The organism is Pauljensenia sp. C0170B5 (assembly GCF_056590195.1).
Map to the genome: position 1 here is coordinate 176443 of NZ_JBWPVR010000002.1, position 15717 is coordinate 192159.

The following is a 15717-nucleotide window of genomic DNA, read 5'->3' on the forward strand; positions in this document are numbered from 1 at the left end:
GTCCGGCTCACGGCCGAACGCCCTTGACGCTGAATGAATCAGGCAGACACGGACTCCACGACGTCGACGACGCGGCGGTCGCGACGCTTTCCGAAGGAAACCGAACCGGGCTTGAGGGCGAAGATGGTGTCATCTTTGCCAATGCCGGTGTTACGTCCGGGATGGAAGTGTGTGCCGCGCTGACGGACAATGATCTCGCCAGCATTGACGAATTCGCCACCGAAACGCTTCACGCCCAGGCGCTGAGCGTTCGAATCGCGACCGTTGCGGGAAGAACCGAGGCCCTTTTTATGTGCCATGTTAGTGGTGCTTTCTCTCTTCGAACGACTAGAAACTCAATCGATCAGTGGGATCGTTCAGGCGATCTCGGTGATCTTGATGACCGACTGCTTCTGCCGGTGACCTTGACGCTTACGGTAGCCAGTCTTGTTCTTGAATTTGACGATGGAGATCTTCGGACCTTTGGTCGCGTCGATGACCTCAGCCTTAACGGAGACCTTTGATAGTCCATCTTTATCAGTGGTGACGGCGTCGCCGTCGACCAGCATCAGTGGCTGGAGTTCAATGCTGGATCCGATTTCATCGGCCAGCTTATCGACGACTACGACGTCTCCGACGGACACCTTTTCTTGTCGGCCGCCGGCCTTGACGATCGCGTAGACCACGTTGGAGCTCATCTCTTTACTCGTACGGAACGAATCAATTGCCTGTGATACTGAGGCGTATCGTCTGGCAATCACTCGCTGGCGCCTTGGTGCGCCGAGGATCAAATTTACCCGAAAACAGGACCCGTGGGCAAGCCGTCAGAGCCGAAATCCAGCTCTCACGGCTGTGCAATTCCACACGGTTAGGACGCTGAAGGCTCAATGACGCCACGCGATGCCACCCGGCGGCGACGTCGTGTAGGTGTGGAGCGTTTCGCGGCATCTGGCAACTGAATATCATCCAGCGAAGTCACCGCGTGATGACGTTCGGGCTGCTCATCGGCCGGTTCGGGCTCCAAAATAGGCTCCGGTGTCGGCTCCGGGGTGGGAGTCACCGGTTCCGGCTCGACCGTCTTTCCGGTCGACACACGCCGACGTCTCCTCGGCTGAGCGGGCTTGTCCTGTTCACTGGCAGCCTTGGTCTGTTCGGTTTCGGCGGACGCCGCAGGCTGATCGTTTGGACCGCCCTGACCATCCTGACCGCCCTGACCGCCCTGACTGCCCTGGCTGTCCTGGCTGTCCTGGCTATCTTCCTGATCTTTTTCGTGTGCGTGGCTCGCTGCCGCCGCGATGGCATTCAGCGCTTCACGCGCACGCTTGGAGCCGGGGCCATCCTCGTTATTCTTCGTCTCTCGCCTGGAGCGGCCCTTCTGCTTGTTGTTGCTGTGCGAGGCAGGATCCGCGCCAGGCGTTTCCACGGGGTGAGTGTGCACGATGAAGCCCTTGCCTTCGCAGGCCTCACACGGTGTGGAGAATGCTTCAACAAGGCCCTCCCCCACGCGCTTTCGCGTCATCTGCACCAGACCCAGCGAGGTGATCTCAGTGACCTGGTGGCGAGTGCGGTCACGTCCCAGGCACTCAACCAGGCGGCGCAGGACGAGGTCACGGTTGGATTCAAGCACCATATCGACAAAGTCGATGATGATGATGCCGCCGATGTCACGCAGACGCAGCTGACGCACGATCTCTTCAGCGGCCTCCAGGTTGTTGCGCGTGACGGTTTCTTCCAGCGTGCCGCCGGCACCAATGTACTTGCCGGTGTTGACGTCGATCACCGTCATCGCTTCGGTGCGGTCAATAATCAGCGTGCCGCCGCTGGGCAGCCACACCTTGCGGTCCATGCCCTTGGCCAGCTGTTCATCGACGCGGAACTCAGCGAAGACGTCATTCGTGCCGACCCACTGTTCGACGCGGTCAGACAGTTCAGGCGACAGCTCTTCGACGTATGTGCTGACTGTGTGATACGTGTCCTTGCCCTGAATAATCAGCTGAGCGAAATCTTCGTTGAAGATGTCACGCACGACGCGGACAGCCAGTTCGGGCTCGCCGCGCACCAGCGTCGGGGCCGACTTCGTGTTCTTCTCACGCTTGGTGATGTCGTCCCACTGCTTCGACAGGCGCTCAACATCGGCAACGAGCTGTTCTTCGGACGCACCTTCGGCCGCGGTGCGAACAATAACACCGGCTCCGGCCGGCATGACCTTCTTGAGGACTTTCTTCAGGCGTCCTCGTTCAGATTCTGGCAGCTTGCGGGAAATACCCATCATGGAGCCGTGCGGAATGAAGACGAGGTAGCGTCCGGCCAGCGTGATCTGGCTGGTCAGGCGGGCACCCTTGTGGCCGATCGGGTCTTTGGTGACCTGCACCAGCACCGCGTCACCGGACTTGAGTGCCGATTCAATTCGACGAGGGCGACCTTCCAGGCCCACGGCATCCCAGTTGACCTCACCGGCATACAGTACGGCATTTCGGCCTCGGCCAATATCAATGAACGCAGCTTCCATCGACGGCAAGACGTTCTGGACGCGACCCAGGTAGATGTTGCCGACCATTGTCTGGTGGGTGCGTCGAGCCACGTAATGCTCGACCAGCAGGTCATCTTCGATCACTGCGATCTGATCAAGGCCGTTATGCTGGCGAATGATCATCTTGCGGGTGACTGACTCGCGCCGCGCCAGGAACTCCGATTCGGTGATCGTGTGACGTCGGCGACCATCGCGGCGACCCTCACGGCGACGCTGTTTCTTCGCCTCCAGGCGAGTTGATCCCTTCAGCGCGGTGACCTGATCGTTGCTGTCAGAGGAATCACCGGACTGCGAGCGTGAACGCCGGCGGCGACGACGGCGTGAAGATCCCTCGGACGATTCTGACTCGGAGGGAGCAGAATCACCGTCCTGCGCGGACGAATCCTGAGAATCTGCGGAATCTGACGTCAAATCTGGCTCTGCCGACTTGCGGGAAGACTTCCTTGAGCGCTGTGATTTCCCGGAGTCCTGCTTGCGGTCCTTCTTACCGGAGTTGCTCTCACCCGAATTGTCGGCATTGTCGTCGGAGCTGCCCTGCGTGCCAGACTTTCCAGACGATGACTTGGAAGAGGAGGACTTGCCTTTTCTGTTCTTACCTTTGCCGTCGTCCTGGGACTGCGAGGAGTCCTTGTCCTTGCCCTTATTCTTTTGACGCGAGCGTGAGCGTCGGGGTGATTCCTCGGACGAGTCCTGCGATGATGTCGAATCGTCCGAGCGGGATGGTGCGGGAGCCGGCTCGGTAAAAGTCGGCGCTTGAAATAGCAGGGAGGCGGCAGGCACGTGTGCTGCCGATCCCTCGTGTTCGGTCGTTGTCACTTTTCTCCAATTTTGGAGGGGATCCACACGCACCATGGATCCACCCGTCGTCGCCCACGTGGGCGGAAGCGTTCAGGCTCGCGCAAAGCACGATAGCGTACACAGCGGAGCAACCGACTTAAGCAGTCGCGGTCGACGCAGTACGCCCGTTACGAGGGTGCTCTCGCAACGGCCTTGGTTACCCCTATTGTGACACAGGCGAAGTGCCAACGGAATAAGAAGCGCTGAGGCGGGTGGCACATCTACCGGTTCAATGCCTGAGCGACGCGGCACATGTGAGTGCCGACTCCACGTCACACGAAATAGGCAACACTCTTGTTTCCTATTCCGTTGCCACCTGGAAGTTTCACCACACCTTGAAAGTGAAGATGAAACAGCGAATCAGCGCAATTTCGGCGATTCTGCCATTAACCACCTGGTCAATGAGTTATCTTCTTGACATGGCGTCATGTCAATCGCGTGGCGCCGTATATCCGTATTTCTATCGACAACAACGATTCCGTCACCGGAAAGGCGAGCATCATGACCCTGCTTCCGGCAGCGTTTGACACGCTGACGCTGGGACGATGGCAGTTCGGTATCACCACGGTGTACCACTTCCTTCAGGTCCCTCTCACAATCGGGCTGTCGCTCCTCGTCGCAATCATGCAGACGAAGTGGCACAGGTCCGGAAACGAAACATGGCTCAAAGCCACACGTTTCTTTGGCAAACTCTTCCTAATCAACTTCGCGCTCGGTGTCGCGACAGGTATCGTCCAGGAATTCCAATTCGGAATGAACTGGTCAGAATATTCCCGCTACGTGGGCGACATCTTCGGTGCACCTCTGGCAGTTGAAGCACTTCTCGCATTCTTCATGGAGTCCACCTTCCTGGGCCTATGGATCTTCGGTTGGGGTCGACTGTCCAAGGGCATGCACCTGGCCAGCATCTGGCTCGTCGCAGCAGGCACCACGATTTCAGCACTGTGGATTCTGGGTGCGAACTCGTGGATGCAGCACCCCACCGGCGCAGTGTTCAACCCTGAAGTGGGCCGCGCTGAACTCGATGGTGCAGGCGGCTTCCTCAAGGTTGTGACCAACCCGGTCCTCCTGTGGGAATTCACCCACGTCCTCACCTCCTCCTGGCTGATTGCCGGCACCCTCGTTGCAGGACTTGGCCTATGGTGGATGACACGCGCAGCCCGCGAAGGCGGTGCTGAAGGCGAAAAGCAGGCTCGCGATATCTGGCGTCCGATTGCACGCTTTGGTCTGGTCGTCGTCATCGTCGGCGGTCTGGGCACCGTCGTGACCGGTCACTTCCAGGGCCAGGAAATGGTCAAGCTGCAGCCCATGAAGATGGCAGTTGCCGAAGGCGTCTGTGTTGACACAGAATCTGCCGCTTTCACCGTGGCGCAGTTCGGTTCCTGCCCTCTCAACGGCGAATCACAGCCCACCAAATTTATCCAGGTCCCCGGTGTCACATCCTTCATGTCGCACAACTCCTTCAGCGCTGAGGTTGAAGGTGTGGCCGACATCCAGGCTCGCCTGGTGGAAACCCTCAATGCCAACGAGCACTTCGTTGCACAGTACGGTGACGCCTCACAGTACGATTTCCGTCCGCCTCAGATGGTGACCTTCTGGACCTTCAGGCTGATGATTGGCTTCGGTATCTTCGCCGCAATCATGGCCGTATGGGGCCTGTGGGCAACGCGCAAGGATCAAATCTCCACCAGCGCCGCGCTGGGCAAGTTCGCCTTGTGGACCATCCCGACGCCGTTCATTGCGGCGTCCCTGGGCTGGATCTTCACTGAAATGGGCCGCCAACCGTGGATCGTGCATCCGAACCTACCAGGCCTGGCCAACGCCGATCCGGTCGGCAACGTCATGCAAATGACATCAGTTGCCGTTTCCACAACGATCCCCCCGATCCAGGTGTTCCTCACCATGGTGATCTTCACGCTGCTGTACGGGGTTCTCGGCGTGGTGTGGTTCCTTCTGCTCAAGCGCTACGCACTTGAAGGCATCTCATCGGCTTCTGAAAAGACAGCTCACGATGACGATGCTGACAACGAAGCAGTCGGCGCACTGTCGTTCGGATACTGAGGAGGTAGACACTGATGCTAAGTATTCTCTGGTTCATCCTCATCGCCGTTCTATGGATCGGCTACTTGGTTCTCGAGGGATTCGACCTCGGTGTTGCAATGCTCCTTCCGTTCGTCTCCAAGAACGACAAGGAACGCACCACAGCACTGAAGACCATCGGACCCCACTGGGATGGCAACGAAGTGTGGCTGCTCACCGCTGGTGGCGCCATGTTCGCCGCATTCCCCGAGTGGTACGCCACAATGTTCTCCGGCATGTACCTCGCACTGTTCGTTGTGCTCGTCCTGCTGATCCTGCGTATCGCCGCTCTTGAGTGGCGCTCGAAGATCGCAACCGAAAAGTGGCGTGCAATGTGGGATCGCTTCCACGTTGTCGCCGGCTACGGTGTTCCGATCCTCATGGGCTGCGCATTCGCCAACCTGGTGCACGGCATGAAGATCGAGGTCGTCACCCGCGCCGGCGAAGTTGTGCCCCCCGAGCAGGTCACGCCTGAAGTTCTGGCGAACGCATCGCACCAGCTGACCGGCGGCTTCTTCTCACTGCTCATGCCGTTCAACCTACTGGGCGGCATCGCAGTGGCAGCAATCTGCTTCTCGCACGCAGCACAGTTCCTGTCCCTCAAGACAGACGGCATCCTGCGTGAGCGTGCCAACGCAATCTCAGGACCCGCCTCCATTGCCGCGACGGCTCTGGCAGCTGTGTGGGTCCTGTGGGGTCAGTTCGCCTACGCAACATCGGCAACATCCGTGTTCGCGTGGATTCCGCTGGTCATCGCCGCCCTGGCGTTGATAGCGGCCGCAGCCTTCTCACAAAAGCAACTGCGTCGCGAAGGCTGGGCATTCATTTGCTCCACCGTCGCCATTGCCGCCGCTGTGGCGTGGATCTTCACGATCATGGCTCCGAACGTCATGAAGTCCTCGATTGCACCGGAATACTCCCTGACAATCGAGCAGGCATCATCGACGACCGGCACACTGACGGTGATGACAATCGTCGCGGTTTGCCTGGTTCCCGTTGTCCTGGCCTACACGGCATGGAGCTACTACACGTTCCGTCGTCGTATCTCGACAAAGGACGTTCACGAAAATGCGGGACTGCTGCCTCAGAAGATTCGCCTGGGCGAAAACTTCCTGGCTGGATAGTTTCGCGCTCGAACGCTGACAAGGGTCACGGTCCCCGGCTCCAACGGAGCCGGGGACCTTCCCTATTGCGCGCCCTTTTGGGACTTCGTACCCACAACTGGCACAATAGAACGTGTGAAACCTCTTGATCCGCGACTACTGAAATACGCACGTTCAGCACGGGTCCACATCGTCTTCACCGCATTTCTGGGTCTGCTCACAGCAGCTCTCGTCATCGTGCAGGCCCTCCTGATCTCCCGGACCGCCTCCCCCGTCATCGAGGGAACAGCGGATTTGCGTGACGTCATGCCGACGATTGGCCTGTTGATCGGTGTGCTGGCTGTGCGGGCGGCGACGATCGGCCTGCGTGAAACGCTGAGTCAGCGCGCCGCAGAAAAAGCAGTGCGAGAGATGCGCGGCGCAGTCCTCGACCATGTTGAAAAACTTGGACCACGTTGGCGTGCTCGTCACGGAGCGGACGTAGCCACCCTGGCCACACGCGGTCTGGCGGATCTGGAGCCCTACTTCATCAAATACCTCCCTCAGCTCATCCTCGCAATGACGGTCACCCCCCTCGCGCTGCTGACGATGCTCCTGCTTGATTTCTGGTCAGCCCTGATCGCAGCGATCGTCATCCCGCTGATTCCGGTTTTCATGATCCTCATCGGTCGATTCACGCAGGAATCATCACGGCGCAAACTTGCCTCCATGGAACGGCTCGGCTCACAATTGCTTGACCTGATGGCGGGCCTGCCCACGCTCCGAGGCCTGGGGCGCGAAAAAGGCCCGATGGCGCATATGAAGCGCCTGGGGGCAGAAAATACGCGCACCACGATGGCGACGCTGTCGGTCGCCTTCCTGTCTGGAGGCGTCCTCGAATTTCTCACTACTCTGTCCGTGGCGCTGGTTGCGGTTGAGGTAGGCATGCGACTGGTGGGCGGAACCGTATCACTCACCGTCGGCCTGACCGTCATCATGCTGGCCCCTGAAGTATTCGAACCGCTGCGCCAAGTCGGCGCACAGTTCCACGCATCAGCAAACGGAATTGCCGCCGCGGAAGCCGCCTTCGACATTCTGGAAACGCCCGTAACCGAACAAGGCGCGCACCAGTCACCCGACATGAGTTCGCGCGACATCATCATCGAGGACCTGTCTGTTGCCGCCCGGCAAGTGTGGGCACCTCATAGTCTGAACGCCACGATCCAATCGGGCACGATCAACACCCTCGTCGGCCCATCCGGAGTCGGAAAAACAACGACGGTTATGGCTCTTCTGGCACTGGAACCACCTACCCGAGGGCGGATCCTCATCGCACAGCCGGATACCGGCACAGATGAACCTGTAGACCTGGCCGACATCGATCCACACTCATGGTGGACCCAGGTCACGTGGGTTCCACAATCCCCCACGTTCGTTCCCGGCACCATCCGAGACGTCATAACGCACGATGTCACTGATCAGCAGCGTGATGCCGCCAGCAAGGCAACCGGGTTCGACGCGGTGCTCGACAAACTACCCGACGGATGGGACACGCAGATCGGATACCGCGGTGTCGGCCTGTCAGTGGGTCAGCGTCAACGCCTTGCCCTCACGAATGCGCTGCTCGATCCGGCCCCTATCGTCATCCTTGATGAGCCGACGGCGCACCTGGATGCAGTCAGTGAACACGTCGTGGTACGCACCCTAGAGCAGATGAAAGCGCAGGGGCGAACAGTCATCGTCATTGCGCACCGCCAGGCCGTCGTTGCGGCAGCAGACCACGTCATCACCGTCTCGGCGCAGGCAGCAACTGCTCAGGATGCCGAGGAGTACCCCATCCTCACGCAGATTGAGCAACTGGAAGACCTGAGCGTGACGCTGCCCGGATTCCTCGACGAATCGGAGGCGGTGAAATGATCCTGTTTCTGACGCAAAAAGAACGGCGCGCTGTGCGCCGCGTCATCGACCTTCTGGATGTCGATAAGAAGAACTTTATCCTGTCGGTCCTGTTAGGCGTACTCGGCTTAGGCGCTGCAATCGCCCTGTCCGCCACCTCTGCCTGGCTGATCGCGCGCGCCTCCCAACACCCGCCGGTCCTGTACTTGACGGTCGCGGCCGTCGCGGTGCGCCTGTTCGGCATTTCTCGCGCGCTGATGCGGTATCTGCAGCGCCTGGCCAGCCATCAAGTCGCCTTAACGGGAATGGACGCGCTACGGCAGAACGTCTACCGCATCCTGTCCACTACCCGCGTCGACACCGTTGCCAAGCTTCAGCGCGGCGACCTGCTGGCACGCACCGGTTCGGACGTAGATGAAGTAGGCAACCTGGTCGTCAAGTCACTGCTCCCCTCCATTGTCACCACCATCGTGGGAGTCGGGACCGTCATTGGAATCAGCCTGCTGAGCCCTGCCGCCGGGCTGATCCTGCTCCTGTGCCTGCTGGTCTCCGGCGTTATCGCGCCCGCATTGAACATGTATGCAGCCAGAGAAGCCGAGATGTCGTCGCGTCACGCGCGCACGCAGCTGTCTGAATCTGTTGTCACCGTCATGGATGGTGCCAGTGAACTGCAGATCCAGGGCCGCCTGGCTCATGTGCGCGAACGGATCGAACGCATTGAGGATTCCCTCGTCGCATCCACACGACAGGCAGCGTGGCCGGCCGGTTGGGCTGCTGCGCTGGATCGACTGGCCATGGGTGCTGCCGTCGTGGGAGCACTGCTGGTCGGCATCCCGCAGACACGCTCGGGCGCGCTTGCCGCGGTGGCACTGGCGGTGATCGTACTTACACCACTGGCCGCATTTGAAGGCACCGCGGAACTTCCAAGCGCAGCCGTTCAACTTCTGCGTTCTGCCGACGCTGCAACGCGCATTGTGGATCTGCTGGGCGAGGGGGACGCGCCTCAAACTCATCCCATTGCGCACACCGGCGCCACTCCTCGAGTGGTTGCGGAAAACCTTGCGATTGGGTGGCCTGACGGACCGACCATTGCGCGTGGAATCTCGCTGGACATCACCGTGGGGTCCCATATCGCCATTGTGGGACCGTCCGGCATCGGCAAGTCGACGCTCCTGTTTACGCTCGCCGGTATGCTTCCGCCCAAGGAAGGGCGTGTCACGATTGACGGCGTGGACGCGTGGCAGGCTGATCGCGACGACGTGACCCGCCGCATCACGATGACCGCCGAAGATGCACACATTTTTGCCACGACCGTCTATGAGAACATCCGTGTTGCCAGGTCGGACGTGACCCGTGAAGAAGCCCGGCAGCTGCTGGATACGGCTGGATTGGGACAGTGGTGTGATGCCTTGCCGGCAGGGTTGGACACGCTGATCGGCTCTGGAGGCACCACAGTTTCCGGTGGTGAGCGCCGCCGACTTCTGCTGGCCCGCGCGCTGGCTGCTCCTGCCCCGCTTGTTCTGCTGGACGAGCCTGCCGAGCATCTGGACGCGACAACCGCTGACGCCTTGATGGATACACTGCTCAGCCCGACTGACCAGGGACGCGGCATCGTGGTCGTCACGCACCGCCTGTCGGGCCTTGCCAAGGCTGACCAGGTGATCGTTCTGGAACAGGATAAGGACGGCATCGCGCATGTCGTGGAATCGGGCACTCACGACCAGCTCATCGCTCACGCTGGAAACTATCGGTGGGCACTGCAGCAGGAGGAACAGTGACACCACCAACGCACACGAATGACACCTATGCGGACCCGTCGATCCTGCAGGCTGTACTGGACCTGACGGCTTCACTGGAACTGGATCCGATTCTGACAACTTTCGTCGATCAGTCGTGCCTGCTCACTGGCGCCAGGTGGGGCGGCGTGGCCGTGCTGGACACGTGGGGACGCACCGCGCGGCTGGTCGGTCACGGAGCCAGAGCCCAGGAACTTCACACGCAGCCCCTGATCGAAACGCTCACGGCGCATATCCCGCCCCATGAGCCGTTGGTCATACCTGACCTGCTCAACCCGAACGTCGATTTCGAACTTCCCGCCCAACCAGCCGACGCTGGGTCCTCCTCACCGATTGACAACTTCCTGGGAATCTCCCTCAACGTGCACGAACAGGTGTTCGGGCGCCTGTTCCTGACAGGGCGCGTCGGCGGTTTTACCGACGAGGACGTCGCAACGGTGAGCGCGCTGGCACGCGCAGCCGGACTGGCAATCGAAAACGCTGAACGATTCGAACACTCACGTAACCGCGAACGCTGGATCTCAGCCTCACAACGCCTGACAACAGCAATGCTGGAAGGAACCGACGAGGAAGAAGCCCTCGAACTCATTGCGCACACCGTGCGCGACGTGTCCCACGCGGATACCGCGATCATTGTGCTGCCCTCCGTGGGCGACACGTATGCGGCGGAGATCACCGACGGCTACGACGCGGATCGATTGCTGGGACTGACCTTCCCGAAAGAAGGCCGCACCATGTCCGTGCTGAGGGAAGGCACCGGCATGATGGTTGATTCAATGGAGCACGCACAGATCATGCGCGTCCCGGAATTCACGAAATTCGGCCCCGCGCTGTACGCGCCCCTGAAGGCTCGTGGCGAAACGTCTGGTGTCTTGATCCTGCTGCGCAAACCCGGACGCCAGGAATTCGCCCAGTCAGACCTGCCACTGGCTGAATCTCTCGCATCCCAGGCCACCCTGGCATTGGAGCTGGCATCGGCGCGCCACATTCAAGACGTGGAAACCCTGCTCGATGAACGCTCACGTATCAGCCGGGACCTGCACGATTTCGCGATCCAGCAGCTGTTCGCGGCGGGGATGAGCCTGGACGCGGCCCGCTCAAAAGTCAGGGAAGAAGAGGCATCGACCGACGAGGTGTCGTCGATTCTGGATCAAGCACTGGCCTCGGTGGATGACGCCGTACGCCAGATCCGTGCCATCGTCCACGGCCTGCGCGAGCCCGACCAGAATGTCGGTCTGGTCGAGCGCGTCCGTCAGGAATCTTCCCTGTCACGCTCGTTCCTCGGATTCGCGCCCTCCCTCGTCATTTCACTGGACGGCACGGCGATTAACGAGGACGAAGAAGCAGAAGACGCGATGGTGAGCGCCATCGAAAACATGCTGTCCGATGATGTGGGTGATGATGTGGTGGCTGTCGTGCGTGAAGGACTGTCCAATATTGCGCGGCATGCGCACGCAACGGCGGGGCGCGTCATTTTGGAAGTGACGTCCCCATCCGATGACACTGCTGGAGAAGTGTGCGTGCGTGTGGCTGACGACGGACGCGGAATCGACCCGCACCGCACACGCAATTCCGGCCTGTCCAATATGCGTGAGCGCGCCCGACGTCACGCCGGCAGTTTCGTGTTCGGCGCAGGTATCGACGGCGCAGGTGCAGAAATTATCTGGCGCGCGGAAATCGACCCGGAATAGGTCAGTTACGCCAGGCCGCCGCTCGCTGGCCCGCCACCCAGGCTGCCACCTGCGTGCGACGCTGCAGACCCATCTTCGACAGCAACGACGTAATGTGGTTCTTCACCGTCTTTTCAGCCACACCGAGCTTCTCCCCGATCTCACGGTTCGACAGGCCATCGCCGATCAGCTCGAGCACATTGCGCTCAGAAGGTGTCAGGTCAGCTGTAGGGTCATCGTGATCAGCGCGGCGACGCGTCACAGTGCGCTCATCGAGCAGGACACGCCCTTCTGAAACGGCGCGGATCACGTCAGTGATTTCAGCTCCACGCACTGTCTTCAACACGTAGGCGCGAGCCCCTTTTTCAAGGGACTCAGCCAGTGCCTCGTCATCATCGAACGAGGTCAGCACGATCGGGCGGATTTCAGGATGGTCAGTGCCCAGACGGTCCATAATGTCGATGCCGGTGCCATCCGGCAGCTGCAAGTCCACCAGGATAACATCCGGGCGAACCAGATCGGCGCGGCGCAACGCGTCGGCCACGGTGCCCGCTTCTGCAACCACTTCCAGGCCATCGGCCCGGTCGACGATTTCAGCAATTCCTCGACGCACAATCTCATGATCATCGACGATCATGACGCGAACATCTGGACGTTCAGGATTTTCGTTACTCATCACATGTCCCATCATAGTGTGCCTGGCGGCGCGATCATTCCATGGGGTAATCCGGGTCAAGCCGCGCGATCGCAGCTCGAGCCGCCGCATTTTCAGCGTGCTTCTTCGACGTGCCTTCCGCTGTTGCCAGCGCCGATTTCTCATAGCCCACCTCACCGAAAGCAACGGTGGCGGTGAAGCTGCGCTCATGATCCGGGCCGGTGCTGGTGACCTGGTAGACGGGCAGCTCGTGACCGTGGTCGCGCGCATATTCGCTCAGCGTTGTCTTCCAGTCCTGCATCTGTCCGCGCACAACAGCGCGATCCAGCAGGTCAGCAAGCTGATGGAGCACGATCTGACGAGTCTTCTCAAACCCGTGTGTCAGAAACGTTGCCCCGATCAGCGCTTCGAGCGCGTCGGAGAGGATAGAGTCCTTGTCACGTCCACCGTGAATATCTTCGCCCCTGCCCAGGTACAGGAAATCACCCAGGTGGATGCGCCGCGCGACGTATGCCAGAGGCTCCTGCGATACGGTGGCCGCACGCATGCGCGACAGGTCTGCTTCGCTGTGGTCAGGGTGATCCTCGAACAGGCGGGCTGCCACCACGATGGACAGGACAGAATCGCCCAGAAATTCCAGGCGTTCATTATGCGCAATCCCGCCGGCCTCATAGGCGAAAGATCGGTGAATCAGCGCGCGATGCAGCAGCGAGGGGTCAACCTCAATCCCCCAGTTGCGTTCCAGCTCAGCCGTATCCACATTGACAGGTTCAGGAAGTTTCGAATGCTTAGCCACGATCCTGCCCGTCCTGTACGTTCAGATCATCCAGCAGCTGCGCAAGGGAAGCCATCCGAGGGTCAATAACCTCATGGTGATGATCCTCAGGCAGATCATCCAGACGCTCACCGCAATGCGGGCACAGCCCCTGACAGTCCGGACCGCACAGTGGCTGCGGATCAATCAGCGGCACGATTGCGTCACGCAGCATCGGTTCCAGATCCAGCATGTCGTGCGCACTGATGACAAGGGCGTCCTCGTCACCTTCCGGCTGCTGATCGTAATAGACGACGCTTTCGTCCACGTCCGCTTCCTGCACAATGTCATCCAGGCAGCGCACGCATTGACCCTCCAGGTCGCACTGGCAGCGTGCGCGCACCAGGACTCCCTCGTCGATCGACGTGATGTCCACGGTGACGGGGACGAGCGCGCCTTCTCGAATCGCCATCATCGGGGTGCCGATGCCTGCGGGCACGTGCCACTGCAGCTCATAACTGCGAGTCGTTCCAACGCGGCGCGGCACGTCGCGCAGTGACACGGTCAGTGAGGATGCCGCTACCGGTTCGCGTTTACTCATCGTCAAGGGAGATATCCGTCTTTTCCTGGCTGGCGCGCTCCAGAATGGTGCGCTGACCGGCCTGCGCACGTCGATGCAGATCCGACAGCACGTCGGACAGCTCGCCCAGGGACTTCACAACGTAGCGGTCGGCACCTTCGCGCAGTTTGCGCGCATCGTTCTTCGCTTCACCGACCAGTTGGCGTGCACGATCTTCCGCCATCTGGGAGATTCGGTCACTCGCGATGAGGCGTTCAGCCTGAGCGTTCGCATCACTGAGCGTGTTTTCAGCGTCGGAGCGGGCCTGATTGGCAACATGTTCAGCCTGTTCCTGCGCGTGGGCCACGGTGCGTTGTGCCTTGTCCTGCGCCTCAGCGATCATGTGCTCGGCCTGCTCACGCGCCTCGTCAGTGAGGGTTCGTGCCTGAGTGCGGGCCTCCGTCAGCGTCATTTCAGCGGCCGAGTCAGCCCGGCCCAGCACGGCGTCGGCGTCAGCGACGAGGGCGTCTGCTGCAACCAGGTCTTCAGGCAGCGCGGCTCGGGCCTGTTCAATCAGATCAAGGATCTCAGCGCGATTGACCATCACGGATGCTGAAAGTGGAACCGAACGAGCCTCTTCAACCAGTGCTTCGATCTGTTCGAGCGCCGCGATCACCGTCGATGGGCCATACACTTCCGAGCTGTCACTCGGCTCGTCAGAAGGGACGTTCTCGTCGTAAGCCATTGTGTCCTCCGCCTGTTGCCTCATGAGTGTCTATGAGTCTTATTGTCCGTCAACATCGGCACAATTGCCGGTGGAACATACCGAGAAGCGTCCATTTGCCACGCCAACAGTTCGCGTACGATGCTGGATGAAACGAGTGCCAGCTCCGGCGCGGTGGGGAGGAACAATGTTTCCACCTCACCGTGAGTGCGATTCACCCACGCCTGGACCTCTTCCCACTGCATGTCGGCAGCGTTTCGGATTCCCTTGACGATCACGCGTGCCTGGTGGGAGCGGCAAAAATCAATCGCCGTGCCGTCCATTTTCTCCACACTGATGCGGCCGGCGATGGCGGGGTCCAGATCGGCACACGCTGCCTGCGCCATGCGGATACGCGCCGCAGAATCGAACATCGTGGTTTTCGCTAAGTTGATCCCCACCGCTACGATGATGCGGTCCGCGAAACGTGCAGCGCGTTCGATGATGTCGACATGGCCGCAGGTGATGGGGTCGAAGGATCCCGGGATCACTGCGATGAGTGGCTGGCGTTGCGTCATGACTCCACCCTATCGGCACGGCCAATGAACCACGCGGCAGTCTCACCCCAGTGACGGTGATCTTCGCACACCAGGCCATCCGGCAGGTCTGGCGCCTGTGAGCGGGTTGATCGCTCCACAATGACGAGGGCGTCTGGCGACAGGTGCGCCGCGAGTCCGGCCAGCACGGCCGCGAGCGCATTTTGTGCCAAATCATAGGGAGGGTCCACGAACACCAGGTCAACCGGGCTGCTCACGCGGCCTGACTGCACAAACGCCAGCGCGTCGAGGGTGTGGATGCGCGTGCGATCTTCGTAGCCCATCATCGCTGCGTTCGTACTCATGGCGCGGGCAGCCTGACGTGAACTGTCCACCATGTCAGCCCGGGCTGCTCCGCGTGAGAGGGCCTCGAAGGCCAGCGCTCCCGACCCTGCGTACAGGTCCAGTACCGCTACCCCATCGCACATATTCATGGCATCCAGGCGTGAGAACAGTGCTTCGCGCACGCGTTCCGATGTGGGCCGCGTTCCGCGTGCAGGCACCTTCAGTACGCGCCCTTTTGCCTCTCCGGCCACAATCCGTGTCATGGGACCTACTCTACTGGTTCGCAGCGTGGACAT

The 15717-nt window shown here is 60.5% G+C and carries 14 protein-coding genes; 5 read left to right on the forward strand and 9 right to left on the reverse strand.

Annotated elements, in window-relative coordinates:
• Positions 1-38: 38 nt before the first annotated feature.
• From rpmA to AC1EJZ_RS04075, 3 genes are all read right to left on the reverse strand, one after another.
• A complete protein-coding gene (gene rpmA / locus AC1EJZ_RS04065) occupies positions 39-299 on the reverse strand; it encodes a 50S ribosomal protein L27 (RefSeq protein WP_058236503.1) in 261 nt (86 codons plus the stop codon).
• A 57-nt stretch (positions 300-356) separates the two neighbouring features.
• A complete protein-coding gene (gene rplU, locus AC1EJZ_RS04070; RefSeq protein ID WP_058236873.1) occupies positions 357-677 on the reverse strand; it encodes a 50S ribosomal protein L21 in 321 nt (106 codons plus the stop codon).
• A gap of 170 nt (positions 678-847) precedes the next feature.
• Positions 848-3361 (reverse strand): Rne/Rng family ribonuclease, encoded by a 2514-nt coding sequence (locus AC1EJZ_RS04075; RefSeq protein WP_092648480.1) that lies wholly within the window; start codon positions 3359-3361, stop codon positions 848-850.
• A 486-nt stretch (positions 3362-3847) separates the two neighbouring features.
• On the opposite strand from AC1EJZ_RS04075, the gene AC1EJZ_RS04080 reads away from it, so the two are divergent.
• The 5 genes from AC1EJZ_RS04080 (at position 3848) to AC1EJZ_RS04100 (ending at position 11890) form a co-directional block, all read left to right on the forward strand.
• The gene (locus tag AC1EJZ_RS04080) at positions 3848-5407 is read left to right on the forward strand and encodes a cytochrome ubiquinol oxidase subunit I (RefSeq protein ID WP_058236872.1); all 1560 of its coding nucleotides are present in this window, start codon (positions 3848-3850) and stop codon (positions 5405-5407) included.
• Between the two features lie 11 nt (positions 5408-5418).
• Complete coding sequence (gene cydB / locus AC1EJZ_RS04085; protein WP_058236501.1) at positions 5419-6549, forward strand: cytochrome d ubiquinol oxidase subunit II; 1131 nt, start codon at positions 5419-5421, stop codon at positions 6547-6549.
• A gap of 114 nt (positions 6550-6663) precedes the next feature.
• On the forward strand, positions 6664-8424 hold the full coding sequence (gene cydD / locus AC1EJZ_RS04090) for a thiol reductant ABC exporter subunit CydD (RefSeq protein WP_070725857.1): 1761 nt from the start codon (positions 6664-6666) through the stop codon (positions 8422-8424).
• On the forward strand, positions 8421-10181 hold the full coding sequence (cydC, locus tag AC1EJZ_RS04095; protein ID WP_480293996.1) for a thiol reductant ABC exporter subunit CydC: 1761 nt from the start codon (positions 8421-8423) through the stop codon (positions 10179-10181). The genes cydD and cydC overlap by 4 nt, the downstream gene beginning before the upstream one ends.
• A complete protein-coding gene (locus AC1EJZ_RS04100; protein WP_058236498.1) occupies positions 10178-11890 on the forward strand; it encodes a sensor histidine kinase in 1713 nt (570 codons plus the stop codon). Before cydC ends, AC1EJZ_RS04100 begins: the two co-directional genes overlap by 4 nt.
• A gap of 1 nt (position 11891) precedes the next feature.
• Here the strand turns inward: AC1EJZ_RS04100 and AC1EJZ_RS04105 are convergent, their stop codons facing one another.
• The 6 genes from AC1EJZ_RS04105 to rsmD form a co-directional block, all read right to left on the reverse strand.
• Positions 11892-12506, reverse strand: a complete 615-nt coding sequence (locus AC1EJZ_RS04105) for a response regulator (RefSeq protein WP_058236871.1) — start codon at positions 12504-12506, stop codon at positions 11892-11894.
• 73 nt (positions 12507-12579) lie between these two features.
• On the reverse strand, positions 12580-13320 hold the full coding sequence (gene rnc / locus AC1EJZ_RS04110) for a ribonuclease III (protein WP_058236497.1): 741 nt from the start codon (positions 13318-13320) through the stop codon (positions 12580-12582).
• A complete protein-coding gene (locus tag AC1EJZ_RS04115) occupies positions 13313-13879 on the reverse strand; it encodes a YceD family protein (protein WP_058236496.1) in 567 nt (188 codons plus the stop codon). Before AC1EJZ_RS04115 ends, rnc begins: the two co-directional genes overlap by 8 nt.
• Entirely contained in the window at positions 13872-14582 is a 711-nt protein-coding gene (locus AC1EJZ_RS04120; RefSeq protein WP_058236495.1) for a hypothetical protein, read from the reverse strand. The genes AC1EJZ_RS04115 and AC1EJZ_RS04120 overlap by 8 nt, the downstream gene beginning before the upstream one ends.
• A 20-nt stretch (positions 14583-14602) precedes the next feature.
• The gene (coaD, locus tag AC1EJZ_RS04125) at positions 14603-15118 is read right to left on the reverse strand and encodes a pantetheine-phosphate adenylyltransferase (protein WP_058236494.1); all 516 of its coding nucleotides are present in this window, start codon (positions 15116-15118) and stop codon (positions 14603-14605) included.
• Positions 15115-15684, reverse strand: a complete 570-nt coding sequence (gene rsmD, locus AC1EJZ_RS04130) for a 16S rRNA (guanine(966)-N(2))-methyltransferase RsmD (RefSeq protein WP_058236493.1) — start codon at positions 15682-15684, stop codon at positions 15115-15117. The genes coaD and rsmD overlap by 4 nt, the downstream gene beginning before the upstream one ends.
• Between the last annotated feature and the right edge of the window lie 33 nt (positions 15685-15717).

Bases quoted from the DNA above. Each gene is read 5' to 3' on its own strand.
- AC1EJZ_RS04115 (WP_058236496.1), bottom strand. From the start codon at position 13,879: ATGAGTAAACGCGAACCGGTAGCGGCATCCTCACTGACCGTGTCACTG.
- AC1EJZ_RS04075 (WP_092648480.1), bottom strand. From the start codon at position 3,361: ATGGTGCGTGTGGATCCCCTCCAAAATTGGAGAAAAGTGACAACGACC.
- AC1EJZ_RS04105 (WP_058236871.1), bottom strand. From the start codon at position 12,506: ATGATCGTCGATGATCATGAGATTGTGCGTCGAGGAATTGCTGAAATC.
- coaD (WP_058236494.1), bottom strand. From the start codon at position 15,118: ATGACGCAACGCCAGCCACTCATCGCAGTGATCCCGGGATCCTTCGAC.
- AC1EJZ_RS04080 (WP_058236872.1), top strand. From the start codon at position 3,848: ATGACCCTGCTTCCGGCAGCGTTTGACACGCTGACGCTGGGACGATGG.
- cydC (WP_480293996.1), top strand. From the start codon at position 8,421: ATGATCCTGTTTCTGACGCAAAAAGAACGGCGCGCTGTGCGCCGCGTC.
- rpmA (WP_058236503.1), bottom strand. From the start codon at position 299: ATGGCACATAAAAAGGGCCTCGGTTCTTCCCGCAACGGTCGCGATTCG.
- AC1EJZ_RS04120 (WP_058236495.1), bottom strand. From the start codon at position 14,582: ATGGCTTACGACGAGAACGTCCCTTCTGACGAGCCGAGTGACAGCTCG.
- rplU (WP_058236873.1), bottom strand. From the start codon at position 677: ATGAGCTCCAACGTGGTCTACGCGATCGTCAAGGCCGGCGGCCGACAA.
- rsmD (WP_058236493.1), bottom strand. From the start codon at position 15,684: ATGACACGGATTGTGGCCGGAGAGGCAAAAGGGCGCGTACTGAAGGTG.